Origin of the sequence: Bradyrhizobium sp. CCBAU 11386 (genome assembly GCF_028128955.1) — a bacterium.
GTDB lineage: Bacteria > Pseudomonadota > Alphaproteobacteria > Rhizobiales > Xanthobacteraceae > Bradyrhizobium.
In genome coordinates, this window is the sequence record NZ_LBKA01000192.1 from 1 (window position 1) to 22,235 (window position 22,235).

Genomic DNA, 22,235 nt, shown 5'->3' on the forward strand with positions numbered 1-22,235 from the left:
TGACTGCCGAGCACGATGCCGCACACTTACAGCCGATCGGCCCCCTTGACAGACAAGACGGTAGATCTGCGCTTCGCTTGTCCAGGACGACGACTGAGAATGGGCTGCGCTAAAAGCCGTTTTCGCCCTTTGAAATTACTGCGCTTTTGGTAATAAACAGGCGGGCTTCCCGCGAGGCACGCCATGTCCGGTCCCTCTTCCGTCGTCAGCGATCCCGCCTATATCCGCGCACGCGCCATGGAGACGCTGTTCGAGCGGCTGGAGCATCTGTGCGAAGGCGCCATCGCAATCGATCGCAGCGGACGCGTGGTGTATGTCAACGAAAAATACGTCACCGCGATCGGCCTCTCGCATGCATCCGAGGCGCTCGGCCGTCCGATCGAGGAGGTCATCCCCAACAGCCTGATGCGAAGGGTCGTGGAAACGGGGGAACCGATCATCCTCGACATCATGGAGCTCGGCGGCGAGCAACTCGTCGTGACGCGCATGCCGATCGAGGACGAGAAGGGGAACATCATCGGCGCGATCGGCTTCGTGCTTTACGACCGCCTCGAGGGCTTGAAGCCACTGCTCGGTCGCGTCGCCCAGCTCGAAAACGATTTGCGGCTGGCACGGCGGCAATTGTCGCATGCGCGCGCCGCCCGGTTCACGTTCGACGACTATGTCGGGGCAACCGCTGGCATCGCACAGGCCAAGGAGCTTGCCGCGCGCGCCGCGCGCCAGAGCGTCACCGTTCTGCTCACCGGGGAGACCGGCACCGGCAAGGAAATGCTGGCGCAGGCCATCCACAACGCGTCCGCCCGCGCCGAAAAGCCGTTCGTCAGCGTCAACGTCGCGGCGATCCCGGATACGCTGATCGAATCGGAGTTCTTCGGCGCCGCGCCGGGCGCCTATACCGGCGCGGACCGCAAGGGTCGCGACGGAAAATTCCGGATCGCCGACGGCGGCACGCTGTTCCTCGACGAGATCGGCGAGATGCCGCTGCAATTGCAGGCCAAGCTGCTGCGCGTGCTCCAGGAGCGCGAGATCGAGCCACTCGGCTCCGACAAGGTCACCAAGGTCGACGTGCGCGTGATTGCGGCCACCAATGTCGACCTGCACAAGCGGGTCAGCGAGGGGACATTCCGGGCGGATCTCTACTACCGGCTCAACGTGCTCTCGATCGTGCTGCCGCCCCTGCGCCACTGCCTGGACGACCTGCCCGAGATCTGTGGACGGCTGCTCGACGACATCAGCGCATCCGGCGACTACCTCAATGCCAGGATCACGCCGAGCGGCCTGGCTGCGCTTGCGCGCTATGGCTGGCCCGGCAATGTCCGCGAACTGCGCAACATCCTGGAACGCGCGCTGATCCTGAGCGATTCGGGACGCCTCACCAGCGACGACTTCGATCGCATTCTCCCCGTTGGCGCGGAGACGGTGCCCACGGCACCATCGCGGCCGGCCGGCCTCGTCCTGCCCTATGCGGAAGCCGAGGCCGAGTTCGAGAAGCACACGCTGGAACAGGCGCTCGCCGCCAGCAACGGCCAGATCTCGGAAGCGGCCAAGATGCTCCAGATCTCGCGCGCGACCTTCTACAAGAAGCTGGCGAAGTTCGGCCTCGCCTCGGGAGCCGCATCCGTCTGAATTGCGAGACATCACGTGTCCGGAGTCTCGGATTCCTGACACGCGGCCTGGCCGCTTTTTCCCGAAGCTCGCGCTGAAACTGCTGGGTTTTCAGCCATTTTGCGCAAACCTGTGGCATCTGGCGCGGAGCTTGCTCTTCGCTCTGCACAATGACGCATGCTGCACATGCGCATTCGCAACCAGGGAGGACGCAAGATGAGTGAAGCGATCTCGGTCCATCAGCTTCAGGCGAGACAGCCCTCGCACGTGACGGTCGCCACCGCGAGCCTGATCGGCACGGCCATCGAGTGGTACGACTTCTTCCTCTACGGCACCGCCGCGGCGCTGATCTTCAACAAGCTGTTCTTCCCGACCTTCGACCCCATGATGGGAACGCTGCTGGCGTTCGCGACCTACGCGCTCGGCTTCATCGCGCGTCCGCTCGGCGGCGTCGTGTTCGGCCACTACGGCGACAAGATCGGCCGCAAGACCATGTTGTATTTGACGCTCCTGATCATGGGCGCCGCGACCGCGGCGATCGGCTTCCTGCCGACCTACGAGACCGCCGGCATCTGGGCCGCGGTCCTGCTGGTGACCTGCCGGCTGATCCAGGGTTTTGGCCTCGGCGGCGAATGGGGCGGCGCGGTGCTGATGGCGGTCGAGCATGCGCCTGCGGACAAGAAGGGATTTTACGGCAGCTGGCCGCAACTCGGGGCGCCGCTCGGCCTCGTGCTCGGCACGCTGGTGTTCTCGGTGGTGTCGTCGATGCTGAGCGACGCGCAGCTCTATGCCTGGGGCTGGCGCATCCCGTTCCTGTTCTCGATCGCGCTGGTGCTGGTGGGCTTGTGGATCCGCTTCACCATCGCGGAATCGCCGGAATTCCAGAAGGTCAAGGACACCAAGCAGGACGTGAAGATGCCGATCGTCGAGGCGATCCGCATGTATCCCAAGAACATCCTGCTCGCGATGGGCGCGCGCTTTGCCGAAAACGGCTTCTTCTACATCTACGCCACCTTCGTGCTCGCCTATGCGACGCAATCGCTCGGCATGAACAAGCAGGACATGCTCAACGGCGTGCTGATCGGCGCGGCGATCGAGACCTTCACCATTCCCGCCTTCGGCGCGCTCTCCGACCGGCTCGGGCGGCGGCCGATCTACATCTTCGGCGCGGTGTTCTCGGCGCTGATGTCGTTCCCGCTGTTCATGCTGCTGGCGACCAAGAACCCGCAGGCTGCATGGATCGCGATCGTGCTCGGCCTCGCCGTCGGCCACGCCGCGATGTACGGCCCGCAGGCGAGCTTCCTGTCGGAGCTGTTCGGTACCAAGGTGCGCTATAGCGGCGTCTCGCTCGGCTACAACCTCGCCTCGATCTTCGCCGGCGCGCTGTCGCCGCTGATCGCGACGGGATTGATGACCGCGTACGCGCCGGCGACCTGGCCGATCTCGCTCTACATGATCGCGCTGGCGCTCATCACCGTGGTGTCGGTCTATTTCGCCACCGAAACACGCAAGATAGTGCAATCCTGAATGTCCCGATGATGCCTCTTGTCGCGGGGAGCAACCTGTTCCGGGCCTGCTCCTCGCGCTAAGATCGACAGCAACAACGGCATACGGTCCAGGGATCGGGAGGAACGCCGTGAGCCATCATCCAGCTCTGCCCTACCTGCGCAATTCCGAGAAAGGCAAGGTCGTCACGGCGTCCGAAGCGGTCATGCTGATCCGCGACGGCGACACCGTCGCGACCGGCGGCTTCGTCGGCATCGGCTTTGCCGAGGAGATCGCGATCGCGCTGGAGGAGCTCTATCTCTCCCACGAGGGCGATGCGCCCTATACCCAGGGCAAGCCGCGCAATCTGACGCTCGTCTATGCGGCCGGCCAGGGCGACGGCAAGCAGCGCGGCCTCAATCATTTCGCGCATGAGGGCCTGGTCCGGCGCGTGATCGGCGGGCATTGGGGCCTTGCCCCGAAGCTCCAGCAGCTTGCGATCGCCAACCAGATCGAGGCCTATAACCTGCCGCAGGGCGTCATCACGCATCTGTTCCGCGACATCGCGGCGCACCGGCCCGGGCACATCACCCGCGTCGGCATGGGCACCTTCGTCGACCCCCGCAATGGCGGCGGCAAGCTGAATGCGCGCACCACCGAGGACATGGTGGAGCTGATCAAGATCGGCGGCGACGAATGCCTGCTCTACAGGACGTTTCCGATTGATGTCGGAATCATCCGCGCCACGACCGGCGATCCCGACGGCAACCTCACCATGGAGAAGGAGGCGCTGACGCTGGAAGCGCTGGCGATCGCCATGGCGGCGCACAATTCGGGCGGGATCGTCATCGCCCAGGTCGAGCGCGTTGCCGAGAGCGGCAGCCTCAACCCGCGCCAGGTCAAGATTCCCGGCATCCTCGTCGATTGTGTCGTCGTGGCGAAGCCGGAGAACCATTGGCAGACTTTCGGCACGCAATACAACGCGGCCTTCTCGAGCGAGATCCGCGTCCGCGCGGCCTCTCTGCCGGTGATGCCGGTCAGCGAGCGCAAGATCATCGCCCGGCGCGCTGCGCTCGAGCTCAAGGCCAACAGCGTGGTCAACCTCGGCATCGGCATGCCGGAAGGGATCGCTTCGGTCGCGAATGAAGAGCGGATCATCGATCTCATCACGCTGACGGCGGAGCCCGGCGTGATCGGCGGCATCCCGGCGAGCGGGATCGATTTCGGCGCGGCGATCAACACCCAGGCGGTGATCGACCAGCCGTATCAATTCGACTTCTACGACGGCGGCGGCTTAGATGCTGCCTTCCTCGGGCTCGCCCAGGTCGATCGGGCCGGCAACCTCAATGTCAGCAAGTTCGGGCCGAAGCTTGCGGGTGCCGGCGGCTTCATCAACATCAGCCAGAACGCCAAGGAAGTCGTCTTCGTCGGCACGTTCGGCGCCGGCAAGCAGCGCATCGCGGTGAACGACGGGAAGCTCGCCATCCTCGACGAGGCGCGGTCGCGCAAATTCGTCGACCGCGTCGAGCACGTCACCTTCAGCGGGCCCTTCGCGGCGGCGCGGGGGCAGCGCGTGCTCTATGTCACCGAGCGCTGCGTCTTCGCGTTGCGGCCCGACGGGCTCGAACTCATGGAAATAGCGCCCGGCATCGACATCGAGCGCGACATCCTGCGCCTGATGGATTTCAAGCCATTGATCCCGCGCGACCCCGTCCTGATGGACGCCCGCATCTTCCGCGACGGCGCCATGGACCTGCGCGAGCGGCTGCTGACCATTCCGCTCGACCAGCGCTTCACGCTGGACGAGCAGCAGAACCTGTTCTTCGTCAACCTCGAACGCTATCCGCTGCGCAGCAAGGCCGAGATCGATGCGATCGCGGCCCTCGTCGAGGCGAGGCTCGCTCCGCTCGGCCGCCGGGTCTACGCCATCGTCAATTACGACAACTTCTCGATCCTGCCGGAGCTGATGGACGATTATTCGGCCATGGTGCGCAGTCTCGTCGACCGCTTCTATTCCGGCGTGTCGCGCTACACCACGTCGGGCTTCCTGCGCATCAAACTCGGCGAAGCCCTGGAGAAGCGCGGCGTCGCGCCGCACATCTTCGAGAGCGCGGAAGAAGCGCAGTCGGACTGGCGGCAGATCGAGTCTGCCGGCAGCCCCGCCGCATCCGGCGACACGCGCGTGACACGGCAGGCCCAAAAATGATGCATGCTCATGTGCCGGCGCAGTCCGCCGGAAGGTTGAATTGCAATGTTCGTACCGTTGTGCAAATCGCTATTACCGAGAAACTTTGAATCAGGAGGGACCATCGTGCGTCGATCACTCATCATAACAACAACCATCCTCGCCCTCGCCGCGGGCACCTCCGCACGGGCCGACGACCTCAAGGTCGCACTGATCTATGGCAAGACCGGTCCGCTCGAGGCCTACGCCAAGCAGACCGAGACCGGCCTGCAAATGGGGTTCGAATACGCCACCAAGGGCACGATGACGCTCGACGGCCGCAAGATCGTCGTCATCACCAAGGACGACCAGGGCAAGCCCGACCTTTCCAAGGCCGCGCTCGCGGAAGCCTATCAGGACGACAAGGCTGATATCGCGATCGGCACGACCTCGTCGGCCGCAGCGCTCGCCATTCTCCCCGTCGCCGAGGAGAACAAGAAGATCCTGATCGTCGAGCCGGCGGTCGCGGACCAGATTACCGGCGAGAAGTGGAATCGCTACATCTTCCGCACCGCGCGCAACTCCTCGCAGGACGCGATCTCGAACGCGGTCGCGATCGGCAAGCAGGGCGTCACCGTTGCAACGCTGGCGCAGGACTATGCCTTTGGCCGCGACGGCGTCGCCGCCTTCAAGGAGGCGCTCGCCAAGACCGGCGCGACGCTCGCCGCGGAGGAATACGCCCCGACCTCGACCACCGACTTCACCGCGGTCGGCCAGCGCCTGTTCGACGCGCTGAAGGACAAGCCGGGCCGCAAGGTGATCTGGGTGATCTGGGCCGGCGCCGGCAATCCGCTGGCCAAGCTCCAGGACATGGATCCGAAGCGCTATGGCATCGAGCTCTCCACCGGCGGCAACATCCTGCCGGCGCTCGCCGCCTACAAGGGCCTGCCCGGCATGGAAGGCGCGACCTATTATTTCTACGAGATCCCGAAGAACCCGGTGAACGACTGGCTGGTCGCCGAGCACCAGAAGCGCTTCAAAGCGCCGCCGGACTTCTTCACCGCGGGCGGTTTCGCCGCCGCGATGTCCGTCGTCGCCGCCGTCACCAAGGCGAAGTCGACCGATACCGAGAAGCTGATCACGGCGATGGAAGGCCTGGAGTTCGACACGCCGAAGGGCAAGATGGTGTTCCGGAAAGACGACCATCAGGCGCTCCAGAGCATGTATCACTTCAAGGTCAAGGTCGATCCGAACGTCGCCTGGGCCGTGCTCGAGCCGGTGCGCGAGCTGAAGATCGAGGACATGGACGTCCCCGTCCGCAACAAGCGGTAGGTGCTTCACCTCTCCCGCAGGGAGAGGTCGGCGCGAAGCGCCGAGTGAGGGGTACCACCCTCCTCGTGGGACCTGAGCCCCCTCACCCGATTTGCTACGCAAATCGACCTCTCCCCTTCGGGGAGAGGTGAACCGATAGACCAACCCGGTTTGCAAGAATGCCGCTGACTCTCGAAACCCGCGACCTCACCATCCGCTTTGGCGGCCACGTCGCGGTCAACAACGTCTCCTGTACGTTCCGCCCGGGCGAGCTCACCGCCATCGTCGGGCCGAACGGCGCCGGCAAGACCACCTATTTCAACCTGATCTCGGGCCAGCTGCGCGCTTCACACGGCAGCATCCTGTTCGACGGCACCGACATCACCCAGCATTCCGCGCCGCTGCGCACCCGCGCGGGGCTCGGGCGCGCCTTTCAACTCACCAACCTGTTCCCAAATCTGTCGGTCGAGGAAAATGTCCGCCTCGCAGTGCAGGCCGCGAACGGCACCCATTACGATATGCTGCGACCGTGGATGGTCCGCCGCGACCTGATCGCACGCGCCGACGCCATCCTGGACCAGGTCGCGCTCGGCAGCCGCCGCGGCGTCGCCGCGACCGCGCTGTCGCACGGCGACCAGCGTAAGCTCGAGGTCGCGCTGATGATCGCGCTGGAGCCGAAGGTGTTCATGTTCGACGAGCCGACCGCGGGCATGAGCATCGACGAGGTGCCTGTCGTGCTCAACCTGATCGCACAGCTGAAGCAGGACCGCAGCAAGATCATTCTCCTCGTCGAGCACAAGATGGACGTGGTGCGCTCGCTCGCCGACCGCATCATCGTGCTGCATAACGGCCAGCTCGTCGCCGACGGACCGCCGGCCGAGGTGATCGCCTCGCCGATCGTGCAGGAGGCCTATCTCGGCGTCGCTCCGAAGAGTGCAGCATGACCGATCTGCTCAAACTCTCCGGCGTGCACACCCATATCGGCCGCTATCACATTCTCCAGGGCATCGATCTCGTCGTCCCGCAAGGACAGACCACGATGCTGCTCGGCCGCAACGGCGCCGGCAAGACCACGACGCTGCGCACCATCATGGGCCTCTGGCAGGCCTCGAAGGGCGAGATCAGCCTCGGCGGCGAACGCATCGAGAGCCGCGCCACGCCCGATATCGCCCGGCTCGGCGTCGGCTACGTGCCCGAAAGCATGGCAGTGTTCTCCGATCTCACGGTGAAGGAGAACCTCGTGCTGGCAGCGCGCGACGGGCCGCTCGACGACGCCCAGCTCGACTGGATCTTCGGCTTCTTTCCGGCGCTGCGCCGGTTCTGGCTGTCGCGCGCGGGAAGCCTCTCCGGCGGGCAGAAGCAGATGCTGTCGATCGCGCGCGCCATCATCGAGCCGCGCAAGCTGCTCTTGATCGACGAGCCGACCAAGGGGCTGGCGCCCGCCATCGTCATGGCGCTGATCGAGTGCCTGAAGGAGATCAAGCGCAAGGGCGCCACCATTCTCCTAGTCGAGCAGAACTTCTTTGCCGCGCGCGAGCTCGGCGACAACGTGCTGGTCATGGACAACGGCACCATCGTCCATCGCGGCGAGATGGCGGCGCTCGCCGCCGACGTGCCGCTGCAAGAGCGGCTGCTCGGCCTGAGCCTGGAGGCGCATCAGTGACAGAACTTGCCGCAAACGATCCGCTGCCGAAGCCGAAGCGCGACATCGCGCCGATCCTGCTGCCGGTCGCGATCGCCCTCATGGTGATCCCGCTGGTCGGCTCGCCCAGCACCTGGCTGACGCTGACCGCCGCGAGCCTCGCCATGGGCATGATGATCTTCATCATGGCCTCCGGGCTGACGCTGGTGTTCGGCCTGATGGACGTGCTCAATTTCGGCCACGGCGCCTTCATCGCCGTCGGCGCCTATGTCGCAACCCTGGTGCTGGCGCCGTTCGCGGCTTCCATTCAGGCCGATTCGCTCTGGACGAACCTCGCGGTGCTGGCGCCGGCCGCGCTGCTGTCGATGGCGGTGTCCGGCGCGCTCGGCCTGGTCGTCGAGCGCGTGCTGATCCTGCCGGTCTACGGCCAGCACCTGAAGCAGATCCTGATGACGACCGGCGGCCTGATCGTTGCCGAGCAGGCGCTCTATGCGCTGTGGGGGCCGCAGATCATCCCGATGCCGCTGCCCACTTCGCTGCGCGGCTCCTTCATCCTCGGCGACGTCGCGATCGCCAAATACCGCGTGCTGGCGACGCTGATCGGCCTTGCCGTCTTCATCGCGATCCAGCTCGTGCTCAACCGCACCAAGCTCGGCCTGCTGATCCGCGCCGGCGTCGAGAACCGCGAGATGGTCGAGGCGCTCGGCTATCGCATCCGCCGCCTGTTCCTCGGCGTGTTCATGACGGGCTCCGCGCTCGCCGGCCTCGGCGGCGTGATGTGGGCGCTCTATCGCGAGCAGGTCCACGCCTCCATGAGCGACGACCTCACCGTGCTGATCTTCATCGTCGTCATCATCGGCGGGCTCGGGTCGATCGGCGGCTGCTTCATCGGCGCGATCCTGGTGGCGATGGTCGCCAATTACGGCGGCTTCCTGGTGCCGAAACTCGCCCTCGTGTCCAACATCCTGCTGATGGTCGCCATTCTGATGTGGCGGCCGCGCGGCCTCTATGCGGTGACCAGCCGATGATGATCCTGTCAGGCGATCCGCCGCGCAGCCGCGTTCTCACGTTCGTCCTCGTCCTCATCATCCTGGCGTTGGCGGCAACACCGTTCCTGTTTCCCGGTGCCAAGGCGCTGAACGTCGCGGCCAAGATCTGCGTCTTCGCCGCGCTGGTCGCCTCCTACGACCTGCTGCTCGGCTATACCGGCTCGGTGTCGTTCGCCCACACCATGTTCTACGGCATCGGCAGCTACGCGATCGCGATCGCGCTGTACGGGATGGGCCCGAATTGGGCCGCGGTCGCAACCGGCATCGTCGTCGGCCTGCCGCTCGCCGCGCTGCTCGCGCTCGCGATCGGACTGTTTTCGCTGCGGGTCGCGGCGATCTTCTTCGCCATGATCACGCTGGCCGTCGCCTCTGCCTTCCAGGTGCTGGCCTCGCAGTTGTCCTGGCTGACCGGCGGCGAGGATGGCCGCAGCTTCCAGCTGCCCGAACTGCTGCGCCCCGGCACGGTGCTGATCTCCAGGAACCTGTTCGGCTTCGAGGTCAACGGCCGAATCTTCACCTATTATCTGGTGTTCGCCATATCGGCCCTGATGATCCTCGCGCTGCTGCGCGTGGTGAACTCGCCGTTCGGGCGCGTGCTCCAGGCGATCCGCGAGAACCGTTTCCGCGCCGAGGCGCTCGGCTTCCGCACCGTATTCCACCTGACCTACGCCAACTGCCTCGCGGCCCTCGTCGCCGCCAGCGCCGGCATCCTGAATGCGCTGTGGCTGCGCTATGCCGGCCCGGACACGTCGCTGAGCTTCTCCATCATGCTCGACATTCTTTTGATGGTCGTGATCGGCGGCATGGGCACGATCTACGGCGCGATCATCGGCGCCACCATCTTCATCCTCGCGCAGAACTACCTGCAATCGCTGATGGGAGTCGCCTCCAAGGCGGCGTCGGAGGCCGGGCTGCCGCTGCTGCCGGGACTTCTGCATCCCGACCGCTGGCTGCTGTGGCTCGGGCTGCTGTTCATTGCCAGCGTCTACTTCTTCCCGACCGGCGTGGTCGGACGGCTGCGCAATCGCGGCGGTGACAAGAGCGCGGGCACCTCGCATTAAGCTGTCATTAAATGATGCAACGCAGCGCGGACGTGACCGCGTAATTCGATTAATGCTTAGGTAACTGGCTTTGCTAAGGTTTACGCCATTTGTGCGGTGTATTCCTGTTCCTCCAGGGAGGGGGAATGCGCCAGGTCTTTTCCACGGTGGCAGCCGGAATGTCCTTAGCCGCGAACAACGGCTGGGCGGCCTTGGCGCGGCGTGGTCCGGTCCTATGGCTGACCCTGTGTGGCGCGCTGCTGGTCGCGGGGATCTTCGCCGTGACCGCCGTGTCCGTCGGCGAATTCCGCGAGCGAACCCTCGCCAACCGCGAGCGCGAGCTGGAAAACACGGTGCAGCTGATCGCGCGGCATTTCGATCAGCAATTCGAGGATTCCGACGTCGTCGCCGCCGATCTGATCGGGCAGATGAACCTGCCGGAGATCACCTCGCCCGCGATGTTCCGCGAGCGCCTGTCCGGCCCTGCCGCAAACCAGATGCTGCGAAGCAAGATCAGCTCGGTCTCCTATCTCGGCGACATCGCGATCTACGATGTCGACGGCGAACTGATCAACTGGTCGCGGGCCCAGCCGTTGCCCAAGATCAACGTCTCCTCGCGCGCCTACTTCCAGACCTTCAAATCGAACCCGATGGCCGAACCGGTGGCGCTGGAGTCCGTCCGCAGCTTCATCATCGGCAAATGGACCACGATCGTCGCACGCCGGCTGAGCCTGCCGGACGGCACCTTCGTCGGCGCGATGGTCCGGCGGATCGATCCGGACAGCTACCAGAACTATTTCGCATCCGTGGCGCTCGCCGAGGGCACGGCGATCTCGCTGTTCGATCGCGAAGGCAAGATGCTGGCGCGCTACCCTCATGTCGAGGAGCTGATCGGCAGGAGCTTCAAGGATGCGCCGCTGATGCACAAGGTGCTGACCAAGGGCGGCCAGCATACGCTTCGCGTCAAGGGCCCCGTCGACGGCCAGGAGCGGCTCGGCTCGGCCGCGTCGCTGAAGCATTTCCCGCTGGTCATCGTTGCCACCAACACGACGGCGGCGGCGCTTGCCGACTGGCGGCAGCAGACCGGCTTCATGGTCACGACGGCCGCGCTTTCGGCCGTCGTGATCACGCTGATCCTCTTTCTGATCATCCGCCAGATCAACCGGCAGAACCGCGAAGCCCAGGAGCGGATCGAATCGGAGCGGCAGCGGCTCGACACGGCCTTGAACAACATGTCGCAAGGGCTGATCCTGTACGATGCCGCCGGATACATCGTCACCTGCAACCGCCGCTACGCCGACATGTTCGGCCTCTCCCACGACGTCATCAAGCCCGGCTGTCACATCCGCGAGGCGATGTACCATCGCAAGGAACGTGACGCATTTGACGGCGATGTCGAGGAGTTTTGCGCCGACGTCATGAGGATCGTCGCCGAAGGCACGGTCTCCACGAGAACTCATCAATTGGCCAACGGCCGCGCCTTCCAGGTCATCAACACGCCGCTCGCGCAGGGCGGATGGGTCGCCACGATCGAGGACATTACCGAGCGCCGCAATCTGGAGCAGGAGCGCGATCGCAACCACACCTTCCTGCGCGAGATCGTCGACCATATTCCCTCGCAGATCACGGTGAAGGATGCCCGGACGCGGCAATACCTGCTGCTGAACGGCGTCGCCGAGCAGCTGTTCGGCCAGTCGCGCCAGGACGTCATGGGCAAAACCGCTTTCGACATCTTCCCCGAGGCGCACGCCGCCCACATCACCGAGGACGACAGCAGCGCCCTGCAATCGGCCAAGGGATTGTTCAAGGACGAGCACGCCTGGCACATGCCGGGCATGGGGATGCGCTACATTACCTCAACCCGGATCGGCATTCGCGACGAAGCCGGCGAGCCGCGCTATCTCATTCATGTCATCGACGACGTCACCGAGCGGCGCCGGGCCGACGAGAAGATCGCGCATATGGCGCACTACGACGCGCTGACTGATCTGCCAAATCGTACGTTATTTCGCGAACAGATCGAACGCGAGCTGAAGAAGGTCGCCGGCGGGGATCAGTTCGCACTGCTCTATATCGACGTCGACGAGTTCAAGGGGATCAATGATTCGCTCGGTCACCATGTCGGCGACGAGCTGCTGAAGCTGATCGCAAGCCGTCTGCGCGGCTGCCTCAAGGAGGGCGATCTGATCGCGCGGCTGGGCGGCGACGAGTTCGCGGTGATCCAGACCGGGATCCAATCCTCTGCCGAGGTGCTGTCCTTTGTGACCCGGATCTACCAGGCAATCCGGCAGCCCTATCATTGTCTCGGCCATCAGCTCTCCACGGACGCGAGCATCGGGATCGCGCTGGCGCCGCAGGACGGCACCGATCTCGACCAGCTCGTCAAGAACGCCGACCTCGCGATGTACGGTGCCAAGGCCGAAGGGCGGCGCACTCACCGTTTCTTCGAGCCGGCGATGGATGCGAGCGCCAGGGCGCGCCTGAGCATGGAGCAGGATTTGCGACAGGCGCTGGTGAACGGCGGCTTCGAGATTCACTATCAGCCGCTGGTCGATCTGCGCTCGGGCGAGGTCTCGGGCTGCGAGGCGCTGCTGCGCTGGCGCCATCCCGAACGCGGCGGGATCTCGCCGGCGGAGTTCATTCCGATCGCCGAGGATACCGGCCTGATCAACGAGCTCGGCGACTGGGTGCTGCGCATGGCCTGCAACGAAGCCGCGACCTGGCCGGCGCATGTGCGGGTTGCGGTCAACGTCTCGCCGGTGCAGCTCAAATGCGACACGCTGGCGCTCAGGATCGCCGGCGCGCTCGCCGCCTCCGGGCTCGACCCGCGCCGGCTCGAGCTCGAGATCACCGAGGCCGTGCTGATCCGCGACGACGAGGCGGCGCTCTCGATCCTGCACCAGCTTCGCTCGATCGGCGTGCGGATCGCGCTCGACGATTTCGGCACGGGCTACTCCTCGCTGAGCTATCTGAAGCGCTTCCCGTTCGACAAGATCAAGATCGACCGCTGCTTCGTCGCCGACATCGCGGAGACGAGCGGCGCGCCCGTGATCGTGCAGGCGGTGGTGAACATCGCCGCCGCGAGCCACATGACCACGGTCGCCGAGGGCGTCGAGACCGAGGCCCAGCGCGAGCTGCTGCGCACGCTCGGCTGCACCGAGATGCAGGGCTATCTGTTCAGCGCGCCGAAGCCGGCCAGCGAGGTGCGAAAGCTGTTCGGCCCGAGCGATGCCGTACCGGTGGCGGCGGTGGCCTGAGATGGCGAAGCCGGGGAAAACTTCGGGCAAAACCGTCGACGTTGCGGATTCCTATGCCGTACGGCTGATGCAGCATCTGGTGGTGCCGACCTTCGTGATCGACCCGAAGCGCCGCGTCGTGATCTGGAACAGGGCCTGCGAGCGGCTGACCGGCGTCGCCGCCTCCGAGGTGATCGGCACCACGAAGCACTGGCAGGCCTTCTATGAAAGCAAGCGCCCGTGCCTCGCCGACCTGGTCGCGCTCGACCGCCCCGAGCAGCTGCCGGAATATTATCCGGAATATGCGGCGCGCGGCCATAACGGGCTCGGCTTCAGCGCGGAGAACTGGTGCGTGATGCCGAAGCTCGGCAGCCAGCTCTATCTCGCCATCGACGCCGGCCCGATCCACGACGAGGCGGGCCATCTGATCGCGGTGGTGGAGACGCTGCGCGACCTCACCGACCAGAAGCGCGCCGAGAATGCGCTGAAGGAGCTCGCCGCCAGGGACGGGCTGACGGGCCTGTCGAACCGCCGCTCCTTCGACCAGGTGCTGATGACGGAATGGGCCCGCGCCCAGCGGACGCAGAAGCCGATGGCGCTGCTGTTCGTCGATGTCGATCATTTCAAGCTGTTCAACGACCGGCACGGCCATCAGAGCGGCGACGAATGCCTGCGCGCGGTCGCCGCGGTCGTCAGCCGCCATGCCGTGCGCCCGCTCGACCTCGCCAGCCGCTATGGCGGCGAGGAGTTCGCCCTGATCCTGCCGGACATGGATTGCGATTCCGCCTGCGCCATTGCCGACGAGATCCGCATCGCCGTCATGGCCTTGCGGATCGCCCATGGCGCCACCGGCGCCGGCGACCACGTCACCCTCAGCGTCGGCGTCGCCAGCCACATTCCCGGCAAGGCCGACGACAGCCCCGACCGGCTGCTGGGCCTGGCCGACCAGGCGCTTTATGCGGCAAAACGGCTCGGCCGCAACCGCGTCATCTGCGCCGAACGGCTGCTCGCCGAATTCGCCGGACTCGGCCGCGACCCGGTTCCTGCCCCTTTCCGGCGCAAAACAGCCTAGAGCCGTCCCGATGCAATCGGAACGGGGCTCCAGATTCTTGTTTTCAAGCGTTTTCTTTGCGCGAACCGGCATCCACCTCGCTCGAAACGCTTCTGCGCGATACGGCGAGAAGCGGTTGCCCGCCCCTCGCCAATCGGCTAAATGAGGCCCCACTGCACCCGTAGCTCAGCTGGATAGAGCGTTGCCCTCCGAAGGCAAAGGTCACACGTTCGAATCGTGTCGGGTGCGCCAAAGACCTCTCTGAAATCAGGTCCGCTCGCTCAAACCAGCAAGAAGTCTGCGTCGTCTAAGGTGGCGAGCTGGACGTGCTCCAGAACCAGGCGATCGTGGCCAAGATCGATGACCACGTCGCTGCCCGCCTGATGACTGTGCGCCGTCACCTGGCCGAAGCTCGAGAAATACGCCGAAACATCAATGACATCTCCGCTCGCGGATCCGGCTGCGAAATCCGCGATGCGCATCGACCCCGCGTCCTGCTCGACGCGCACCAGATCGTCGCCGCCTCCGAGAAAGAGCTTTCCGGCGAGCGTCCCGTGCATTCCGAAGACGAACGTGTCCGCGCCGTCACCCAGGACCACGTCGCCCACGATCCTGCCGTGGTTGACCACCGTCTCCTGCCCGTCGCCGCCGAGAACCGCGATTCCGGCTCCCTTGATCAGGCCGGCGTTGTCGAGACGCGATGATGTGTCCGCATTCGACAGGCCGGAGCGAACCACAACGTTGAGTTCGACGGCGGCCGAACCGGCATTGCCGCTCTTGATCGTACCCTGCAGCGTATTCACCACGACCGCATCGTCTCCGGACACCAGAACACCGGCAGCGCTGACGTTTCCAAGCACCGGGCTGGCGAAGCCGCCGCCATTCGCCGCGATGTCGCCACTGTTGACGAGGTGGCTGCCATTGCCGCCCAGGATCACGCCCGCCGAACCGTCTCCGTGGGTGTGAACCACGCCTTTATTTTCGATGCTGCCGTCCTGCGTCGGGCGAAAACCGAATCGGTTCACGCCAAGCGCAATGCCGACGGCGACGTCGCCGTCGGTGGAAATCATCCCGGTATTCACGAGCTGAAGGTCGAGCCCGGCCGACGCTATTCCGAACGTCAGGTCGCCCTGCGCAGCGATGTGTCCGAAATTGTTGACCTGATGGCCGCTTCCAAAGGCGGCCATGCCGGCACCCTCGTCGCCAGTCAGCTGGACAAGGCCCCGGTTCGTGATCTGCGCATCCGCACCTGCGGCGCCCACGCCGGCGCTGCCCACACCGCTCGCCACCACCTTGCCGAAGTTGAGCGCCGTGGCGCCCTCGCCAAACACCAAAACGGCCGCGATCTCATCGGCACTACCGGTCACCTCGCCTGTATTGATGACGTGCGACCCGTCGCCGAAGGCAGCCATCACGACCGATGCGAAGGCGGAACTCTCGACCCGACCGTAGTTGACGATCGTTCCGTTCGCACCGATGCCCGACATTCCGGAAGCGAAGTCCCCCTCGACGTGGACCGTCCCGTGATTGGCGATGTTGAATCGGTCGCCAAAGACCGTGATTGCGTCGGAAACGAATTCGTCTCCGTTCACGCCCGGGTCCGGATCGAAGAGCCCGCCATGGGTGACCACCGATCCAAAATTGTCGATGCGCGCATCGTTGCCGAGGACGAAGATGCCTGCTGCGCCCGCGCCTCTCGTGGTGATCCGAGCGAAATTGTAGATCGTCAGATTGTCGGCGCCGCCAAAGACCCCGTTCGCGAGATCGCCGCTCGTCGTGAGCGCACCAAAGTTGAAGACCTTCTCCCCGGCGACGGTCGTGGAAAGCGCGTCGGCATCGAAGCCGGTCGTGGTAAGCTTCTTGAAATTGATCATGACGCTCCCCGAATTTCGAGCGGCGCAGGACGCCGCGGATCATGCAATGGTCAAAATAAGCGATCGCCAGAGAGTGATAACGGCCAGCAGCCCGGCAAAGATAAGCAGACAATCTGACAATTGCACGAACGAACTTCAGCACTTCAAGGCTGCGGCTGGACAAGGGATTAATTGCGTCGTCACTTCAATTAGATAACTGCTAATCTGGCTCTGAAAATCACGCTTGGCGGGCAAGCGAAATCCACGTGCTGCGCTATGCATTGCCGCCGGACAATTGATAGAGATTTAATTACACTGTTCGTCAAACGCGTTCCCGGCATTCGGAAGAATGCTGCCCATGAGGCGTAGCGAAAGATCGCAGGCCATCGCAGGTTAGTCGGTTTGAGCGTGTAGTCGATTATAGCATCATAATGCCATGGCGAACGAGTAGTGCCCATCTTCATCGGCCGTGGCGCGCCAGCCTTGTAGCCGTCTTTACGCGCCTAGCTGAGCATCGAGATCATCGTCTGGATCTGGTCGGAGGCGGACGTGACCAGTCCGTCGTAGGACGTCTGGCCGTGTGCGGCGGCCTTCAGGATGCATTCGGCCACAGCCGCTTTCAGACCGAAGACCGATTGATGGGCCGGTACGCTCGCCATCACGGTCTCCAGCGCTTGACGCATCGTGTGAACGAGCTCGGAGCTGTATTGCATAGGCTGTCCTCCGCAGGCTCATATTAGATCGCGTGCCCATGCTTGCCACTCACAAGCCTGAGACTGTTCTTTGAACCTGTCGAGACTGAACGCCTCAATTCAAACGCCAGATGGCCGCATTGAGCAGGCCGGCAAACGCGACCCAGGCTGCGTAAAGCGCGAAAAGCATCGATCACCTCGCGCTTCTCCTTGCCCGATTGTATCATCTTCCCATGAGCGATTCCGGCACGGTGACGGGCGAAACCTCGCCCGTCCGCAAGATCATCCATATCGACATGGATGCGTTCTATGCGTCCGTGGAGCAGCGCGACAATCCGGACCTGCGTGGAAAGCCGGTCGCGGTCGGAGGCTCCGCCGAACGCGGCGTCGTCGCGGCCGCCAGCTACGAGGCCCGCAAGTTCGGCGTTCGCTCTGCCATGCCCTCAGTGACCGCGAAGCGGCAATGTCCCGATCTGATCTTCGTCAAGCCGCGCTTCGAGGTCTACAAGGCGATCTCCAGGCAGATCCGCGACATCTTTGCCGAGCACACGCCAATCATCGAGCCGTTGTCGCTCGACGAGGCCTATCTCGACGTGACGGAAAACCTGCAGGGCATCCCGCTGGCGCGCGACGTCGCGCTGCGGATCCGCGAGAAGATCAAGGCCGAGACAGGGCTCAACGCTTCGGCGGGCATCTCCTACAACAAGTTTCTGGCCAAGCTCGCCTCCGATCATCGCAAGCCCAACGGTCAGTTCGTGATCTCTCCGGAGATGGGACCGGCCTTCGTCGAGGCGCTGCCCGTCGGCAAGTTCCACGGGATAGGCCCGGCGACCAGTGCGAAGATGAATGCGCTCGGCATATTTACCGGTCGCGACATGCGCAACCAGACGCTGGAGTTCATGAACGCGAATTTCGGCAAGTCGGGCGCCTATTACTATTGGATCTCACGCGGAGTCGACGAGCGTCCGGTCCGGGCCAACCGGATCCGCAAGTCCATCGGCGCGGAGACCACGTTCTCAACCGACCTCGACGAATTCGACGCGCTGGTCGCCGAGCTCAAGCCTCTCGTCGAAGGTCTGGCGCCATTGCGAGGCGACCGGCAACCGCGGCCGCACCGTCACCTTGAAGATCAAATTTGCCGACTTCGAGATCATCACACGTAGCAGGTCCGCACCAACACCGGTTGCAGGCCGGGACGATCTGGAGCGGCTGGCCTGCGGCCTGCTCGAAGTCGAGATGCCGCTGCCCAAGCGCGTCAGGCTCTTGGGCGTATCGCTGTCTGCCCTCCAGGACGGGGATGATCCGGAACCGCAGCTGACTTTCGGCATCTGAACCGGATGGACAGGGCCCTCAGCGAACGCGACCTCTTTATCCGCGACGCGTCTCCAAACCTGTCGTAGAGGCAGCAAATACGGCTTTTCGCGATACGGTGACGGGATTTTTCAAACCCGCCACCAATAGAAGTGTCGATCGGCCCGCACCAATCAATGCTTCATCTGCTCGAACACCACGATCACGCCGGTCGGCTCGGGCTCGTGCGCCGTCAAGCGTGTCAGGTCTGCATCGGCCCAGTCGGCGAGGCTGACGACTTCGCCGGTCTCGCGTTCTGCACCTGGCGACGGGGTGGGCTCGAGGACCTTGAGTCCGCTCTCGTCGACGAAGAAGGTGTGCTCGCCGAACATGCTGTTGAGCTGGGGCACGGCGGGATGCTCGTCGGGCAGCACCTGGGCGCCGAGTTGCGTGATGGTCTGCTTCACCTGCGCGGATGTGAGCTTCATGCGCTGCTCCGTTTCTGTCGTTCGGGGTTTCATTGATTTGGGCCAGAGCGGGCGTTCCCTGCGCCCTGGTTCGCCTGGCTCAAATTTCCGAACGGATGCTGCGCGCAAATGTTCCGGTGAAATGTATTTCGTGATCGCGCGTGGCATCTGCCGCGCTCGCGGCACGGGATCGCCACAGGATGTCCACGATCTGCCTGTGCGCGGCTCTAATCGGCGGCTTCGACGATCCGGATGTCGCGGTCCGCACCATCGCCGAGCAAATCATGAGCAGCCTGATAGGCCGGGCTCGCATACGCGGCCTTGGCGCGCTCGACGCTGTCGAACTCGATGAGAACGACGCGTTCCATCTGGCCGAGTTCGAAGGCCGCCGCCGGCACCCCGCGCGCGAGCACACGGCCGCCGGCCGCCTCGATCGCCGGGCGCGACAGCTTGGCATAGGCCGCCATGGCGTCGGGGTTCTTGATCGCGCGGTAGGTGGCAACCCAATAGGCTTTGGCCATTCTTCTTCTCCCGATGTCTCGTGATCCGTTACTCGCTCCTGACCTCGCCGACCGAGAGCGCGCAGATGCGTGACAGATATGTGTAGGGCAGACCGGTCTCCTCGGCCCAGGCGTTGAACTGCGCCTGCACTTTTGCGAGATCGCCCTTCGACTTCACCTCTTCGCCGATATCGAGGCCGGCCCCGCGCAGGCAGGCCACGACGTCCTTGGAGGTGACGAAACCGTCCCAGCCGACGAAGCGCAGCAGCATCTGACCGGTGTTGCCGCCCAGCCGGCTGCCGCGCTTGGTGAGGAGATCGAGCAGGCCGATTTCGTCGGACGACGGCCACTTCGCCAGGAACTTGCCGAAGCTGCCGTGCTCCGTTGCGATCGCCTGGACGAAGGCGGCGTTGTCGCGCACCGACATGATCTTGGCGCCGTTGCGCACGATCCGCGCATCGCGCAGCAGGCCTTCCCAATAGTCTTCCGGCTGGAAGGTCAGCTTGGCCGGCTGGAAATGCAGGAAGGCCTCTTCAAAGCCGTCCCATTTCGAATCGATCACGCTCCAGGCAAAGCCCGCGCAAAACACCCGCTTGGTCATCTCGGCGAGGATGCGGTCGTCGCCGAGCTTCGCGAGGCGCTTGAGGTCGGGCTTGGCAGGCATCAGCCTGTCCAGCGCCTTGGGGCCACCCTTGCGCTTCTCGGCGCGGGCACGAATGCTCTTGAACGGGGTCATGCGGACACGGGCGGTTGAGGGTGCGCCACGACAGCAGAATTCGATGGTCCGGTCCAGACCTGCGACGCCCGGTGCCTTGCATCCGGCAATACGCCGCGGCATGCTCGCCCTCTCATTGGATTGACGTGAAGGGGCGGCCGTGCTGGTCTGCTTCTTGCTTTTTGCCGTTTTGGAATTCCCAGACATTTTCAATCTCGCGAACGGATTTTCAATGCGCTGCCTGGTCGTGGCCGACCTGCACTACTCGCTGCCGCAGTTCGACTGGCTGGTCAGCGCGGCGCCGCAATTCGACCTGGTGATCTTCGCCGGCGATGCGCTCGACATCGGCTCGATGGTGGATTTTCGCGCGCAGATCGTGGTGGTGAAGAAATACCTCGCACTGCTTGCCGGAAAGACCCGCGTGATCCTCTGCTCCGGCAATCACGACCTCGACGAGCGCAGTGCGGAGGGGGAGAAGATCTCGCGCTGGATCTCGGAGGTGCGGGAGCTCGGCGTTGCCTGCGATGGCGACAGCCTCACCATCGGCGACATCCTGTTCACGGTGTGCCCGTGGTGGGATGGACCACTGGTCAAGCAGCGCATCGCCGACCAGCTCCGGGATGCCGCGGCGAGCCGGCCGCAGCGCTGGATCTGGGCGCATCACGCGCCGCCGGCAAATTCGCCGACGAGCTGGGGCGGCAAGCGCTTCTTCGGCGATGTCGAGGTGGTGCAGTGGATCATGCAGTATCAGCCGTCGATGGTGATCTCGGGCCATGTGCACCAGTCACCCTTCATCACCGATGGCTCGTGGTTCGACCGGCTGGGCCAGACCTGGGTGTTCAACACGGGCCTGCAACCGGGCCGGCCGCCGACGCATATCGTGCTGGATCTCGATGCCAACAAGGCGTTCTGGCTGGCGGCGGGCGAGGCGCAATGGATCGACCTCGACGCGCCGCTGAAGCGGCCGGCGGCCTTTATCGAGGCGCCGCCGGACTGGCTTACATTCTTGGATCGGATTGCCGATCCGAGCCTGGCGAGACCTCAAGCGGCGGCAGGTTGATCATGCTCTGAAGCACTTCGCCGACCATGGCCAGATGCGTGCCGTGGCCGGCATATTGCCGCTTGAGATCGGCGAGATAGGTGTTGGCGATGTTGAGCCGCTGCGCCAGCATTTTCGCGATCAGGAGCGCCACGCCCGGCTCCTGCGCGAGGAACGAGGCGGCATCCTCGATCTCGTAGATGACCGCATCGGAGCAGGCCCTGACCGTCGCAGTGTGCGGCTGGCCCAGCAGCACGGACATTTCACCCAGCACCGCGCCCGGCTCGGTGACGGTGGCAACCACCATCTCGCCCTTGAGCACCTCGAGCTTGCCTTGCATCAGCACATAGAGATGGCCGCTGGTGCCGCCCTCGGTGACGACGACCGTGCCGGCCGCAACCTGCCGCTCCGTTCCGCCGGTGCAATAATCCAGGACTGCGCGCATTGCCGAAAGCTCCCATCGCTGGGGATACAAGAGGGATACTAGAGCACGATCCGTGCCACGCGGCAAATCAACCTGCGTATGGCTATCGCGACAGGTGCTTGGCGAGGTGGACCGACTGCCAGTCGCCGAGCCCGGTATCCCTGAACCCGGCCTTCGTCGCCAGGCCACGCATTTCCGCGTTCGTTCGCGCGGTCTCGCCGGCGATCATCTCGTGGCCGAGATCGATCGCGCACGTCTCCATCGCCGTCATCATCTGGAGGCCAAGGCCCATGCGCTGGAAGGCATCGGCGACCGAAATGGCGAACTCGCCGTGCCGTGCGGCCGCATTGTAGGCGTAGTGCGTTTCGCCGATGATGGTGCACTGCCCCTCCTGCCTGAACTCGGCGATCAAGGTGAAGTGACCGGGACGGTCGGCCTTCGCCACGCATTCGGCCGCGACCACGGCAAGGTCGGCGCGCGCACCCATGAACCGCTTGTTGCGCGATGTCGTGGACAGGCCGGTGAAATAGACCGACAGGTTCTCCACGTCGGATGCACTGGCGGTCCGGATGCAGACCATGCCCTTCGCTTCGGTCGGTTCAACCGGCGCGACGACGGCCTCCGGAAACAGCTGTAACATGCGTGACGCTCTCGGCAGGTTGCGTGGACCGC

General features: G+C 64.4%; 18 protein-coding genes, 1 tRNA gene and 1 pseudogene. 13 read left to right on the plus strand and 7 right to left on the minus strand.

Annotation, left to right across the window (positions count from 1 at the left end; genetic code table 11):
- Positions 1 to 183: 183 nt before the first annotated feature.
- From XI09_RS13390 to XI09_RS13440, 11 genes are all read left to right on the plus strand, one after another.
- Positions 184 to 1,626, plus strand: coding sequence for a sigma-54 interaction domain-containing protein (locus XI09_RS13390; RefSeq protein WP_271567258.1), 1,443 nt, complete (start codon positions 184 to 186; stop codon positions 1,624 to 1,626).
- A 195-nt stretch (positions 1,627 to 1,821) separates the two neighbouring features.
- Entirely contained in the window at positions 1,822 to 3,132 is a 1,311-nt protein-coding gene (locus tag XI09_RS13395; protein ID WP_271567259.1) for an MFS transporter, read from the plus strand.
- Between the two features lie 109 nt (positions 3,133 to 3,241).
- On the plus strand, positions 3,242 to 5,296 hold the full coding sequence (locus XI09_RS13400) for an acyl CoA:acetate/3-ketoacid CoA transferase (protein WP_271567260.1): 2,055 nt from the start codon (positions 3,242 to 3,244) through the stop codon (positions 5,294 to 5,296).
- A gap of 105 nt (positions 5,297 to 5,401) precedes the next feature.
- Complete coding sequence (locus XI09_RS13405) at positions 5,402 to 6,586, plus strand: substrate-binding domain-containing protein (protein WP_271567261.1); 1,185 nt, start codon at positions 5,402 to 5,404, stop codon at positions 6,584 to 6,586.
- A 158-nt stretch (positions 6,587 to 6,744) separates the two neighbouring features.
- A complete protein-coding gene (locus tag XI09_RS13410) occupies positions 6,745 to 7,509 on the plus strand; it encodes an ABC transporter ATP-binding protein (RefSeq protein WP_135175082.1) in 765 nt (254 codons plus the stop codon).
- Positions 7,506 to 8,228, plus strand: coding sequence for a branched-chain amino acid ABC transporter ATP-binding protein (locus tag XI09_RS13415; RefSeq protein WP_271567262.1), 723 nt, complete (start codon positions 7,506 to 7,508; stop codon positions 8,226 to 8,228). Before XI09_RS13410 ends, XI09_RS13415 begins: the two co-directional genes overlap by 4 nt.
- On the plus strand, positions 8,225 to 9,235 hold the full coding sequence (locus tag XI09_RS13420; RefSeq protein ID WP_271567263.1) for a branched-chain amino acid ABC transporter permease: 1,011 nt from the start codon (positions 8,225 to 8,227) through the stop codon (positions 9,233 to 9,235). The genes XI09_RS13415 and XI09_RS13420 overlap by 4 nt, the downstream gene beginning before the upstream one ends.
- Positions 9,232 to 10,317 (plus strand): branched-chain amino acid ABC transporter permease, encoded by a 1,086-nt coding sequence (locus tag XI09_RS13425; RefSeq protein ID WP_271567264.1) that lies wholly within the window; start codon positions 9,232 to 9,234, stop codon positions 10,315 to 10,317. Before XI09_RS13420 ends, XI09_RS13425 begins: the two co-directional genes overlap by 4 nt.
- Before the next feature lie 125 nt (positions 10,318 to 10,442).
- Positions 10,443 to 13,553 carry a bifunctional diguanylate cyclase/phosphodiesterase gene (locus tag XI09_RS13430; RefSeq protein WP_271567265.1) on the plus strand — a complete coding sequence of 1,037 codons (3,111 nt, stop codon included), beginning with the start codon at positions 10,443 to 10,445 and terminating at the stop codon, positions 13,551 to 13,553.
- A gap of 1 nt (position 13,554) precedes the next feature.
- Complete coding sequence (locus XI09_RS13435; RefSeq protein WP_271567266.1) at positions 13,555 to 14,604, plus strand: sensor domain-containing diguanylate cyclase; 1,050 nt, start codon at positions 13,555 to 13,557, stop codon at positions 14,602 to 14,604.
- Between the two features lie 154 nt (positions 14,605 to 14,758).
- Positions 14,759 to 14,835: transfer RNA gene (locus XI09_RS13440), tRNA-Arg, on the plus strand.
- Between the two features lie 29 nt (positions 14,836 to 14,864).
- Here XI09_RS13440 and XI09_RS13445 read toward each other — a convergent pair.
- Together XI09_RS13445 and XI09_RS13450 are read right to left on the minus strand one after the other, a co-directional pair.
- Entirely contained in the window at positions 14,865 to 16,457 is a 1,593-nt protein-coding gene (locus tag XI09_RS13445) for a hypothetical protein (RefSeq protein ID WP_271567267.1), read from the minus strand.
- A gap of 482 nt (positions 16,458 to 16,939) precedes the next feature.
- Positions 16,940 to 17,149, minus strand: coding sequence for a hypothetical protein (locus XI09_RS13450; protein ID WP_271567268.1), 210 nt, complete (start codon positions 17,147 to 17,149; stop codon positions 16,940 to 16,942).
- Positions 17,150 to 17,361: 212 nt separating this feature from the next.
- On the opposite strand from XI09_RS13450, the pseudogene dinB reads away from it, so the two are divergent.
- Positions 17,362 to 18,460, plus strand: a pseudogene (gene dinB, locus XI09_RS13455) (DNA polymerase IV).
- Between the two features lie 152 nt (positions 18,461 to 18,612).
- On the opposite strand, the gene XI09_RS13460 reads toward dinB, so the two are convergent.
- From XI09_RS13460 to XI09_RS13470, 3 genes are all read right to left on the minus strand, one after another.
- Positions 18,613 to 18,906, minus strand: a complete 294-nt coding sequence (locus tag XI09_RS13460; protein WP_027542108.1) for a hypothetical protein — start codon at positions 18,904 to 18,906, stop codon at positions 18,613 to 18,615.
- A 206-nt stretch (positions 18,907 to 19,112) separates the two neighbouring features.
- Complete coding sequence (locus XI09_RS13465) at positions 19,113 to 19,406, minus strand: DUF1330 domain-containing protein (RefSeq protein ID WP_135175090.1); 294 nt, start codon at positions 19,404 to 19,406, stop codon at positions 19,113 to 19,115.
- 28 nt (positions 19,407 to 19,434) lie between these two features.
- Entirely contained in the window at positions 19,435 to 20,121 is a 687-nt protein-coding gene (locus XI09_RS13470) for a DNA-3-methyladenine glycosylase I (RefSeq protein WP_271567269.1), read from the minus strand.
- Positions 20,122 to 20,332: 211 nt separating this feature from the next.
- Between XI09_RS13470 and XI09_RS13475 the strand changes: the two genes are divergently transcribed.
- Complete coding sequence (locus tag XI09_RS13475; RefSeq protein WP_271567270.1) at positions 20,333 to 21,160, plus strand: metallophosphoesterase family protein; 828 nt, start codon at positions 20,333 to 20,335, stop codon at positions 21,158 to 21,160.
- Here the strand turns inward: XI09_RS13475 and XI09_RS13480 are convergent.
- Positions 21,099 to 21,584, minus strand: a complete 486-nt coding sequence (locus tag XI09_RS13480; RefSeq protein WP_271567271.1) for a Crp/Fnr family transcriptional regulator — start codon at positions 21,582 to 21,584, stop codon at positions 21,099 to 21,101. The two genes, XI09_RS13475 and XI09_RS13480, sit on opposite strands and share 62 nt — an antisense overlap.
- A gap of 82 nt (positions 21,585 to 21,666) precedes the next feature.
- Entirely contained in the window at positions 21,667 to 22,203 is a 537-nt protein-coding gene (locus tag XI09_RS13485) for a GNAT family N-acetyltransferase (protein ID WP_271567272.1), read from the minus strand.
- Positions 22,204 to 22,235: the final 32 nt, after the last annotated feature.

Bases quoted from the DNA above. Each gene is read 5' to 3' on its own strand.
- XI09_RS13465 (WP_135175090.1), bottom strand. From the start codon at position 19,406: ATGGCCAAAGCCTATTGGGTTGCCACCTACCGCGCGATCAAGAACCCC.
- XI09_RS13450 (WP_271567268.1), bottom strand. From the start codon at position 17,149: ATGCAATACAGCTCCGAGCTCGTTCACACGATGCGTCAAGCGCTGGAG.
- XI09_RS13415 (WP_271567262.1), top strand. From the start codon at position 7,506: ATGACCGATCTGCTCAAACTCTCCGGCGTGCACACCCATATCGGCCGC.
- XI09_RS13445 (WP_271567267.1), bottom strand. From the start codon at position 16,457: ATGATCAATTTCAAGAAGCTTACCACGACCGGCTTCGATGCCGACGCG.
- XI09_RS13475 (WP_271567270.1), top strand. From the start codon at position 20,333: ATGCGCTGCCTGGTCGTGGCCGACCTGCACTACTCGCTGCCGCAGTTC.
- XI09_RS13425 (WP_271567264.1), top strand. From the start codon at position 9,232: ATGATGATCCTGTCAGGCGATCCGCCGCGCAGCCGCGTTCTCACGTTC.
- XI09_RS13410 (WP_135175082.1), top strand. From the start codon at position 6,745: ATGCCGCTGACTCTCGAAACCCGCGACCTCACCATCCGCTTTGGCGGC.
- XI09_RS13390 (WP_271567258.1), top strand. From the start codon at position 184: ATGTCCGGTCCCTCTTCCGTCGTCAGCGATCCCGCCTATATCCGCGCA.
- XI09_RS13395 (WP_271567259.1), top strand. From the start codon at position 1,822: ATGAGTGAAGCGATCTCGGTCCATCAGCTTCAGGCGAGACAGCCCTCG.
- XI09_RS13460 (WP_027542108.1), bottom strand. From the start codon at position 18,906: ATGAAGCTCACATCCGCGCAGGTGAAGCAGACCATCACGCAACTCGGC.
- XI09_RS13485 (WP_271567272.1), bottom strand. From the start codon at position 22,203: ATGTTACAGCTGTTTCCGGAGGCCGTCGTCGCGCCGGTTGAACCGACC.
- XI09_RS13480 (WP_271567271.1), bottom strand. From the start codon at position 21,584: ATGCGCGCAGTCCTGGATTATTGCACCGGCGGAACGGAGCGGCAGGTT.
- XI09_RS13470 (WP_271567269.1), bottom strand. From the start codon at position 20,121: ATGACCCCGTTCAAGAGCATTCGTGCCCGCGCCGAGAAGCGCAAGGGT.
- XI09_RS13435 (WP_271567266.1), top strand. From the start codon at position 13,555: ATGGCGAAGCCGGGGAAAACTTCGGGCAAAACCGTCGACGTTGCGGAT.
- XI09_RS13430 (WP_271567265.1), top strand. From the start codon at position 10,443: ATGCGCCAGGTCTTTTCCACGGTGGCAGCCGGAATGTCCTTAGCCGCG.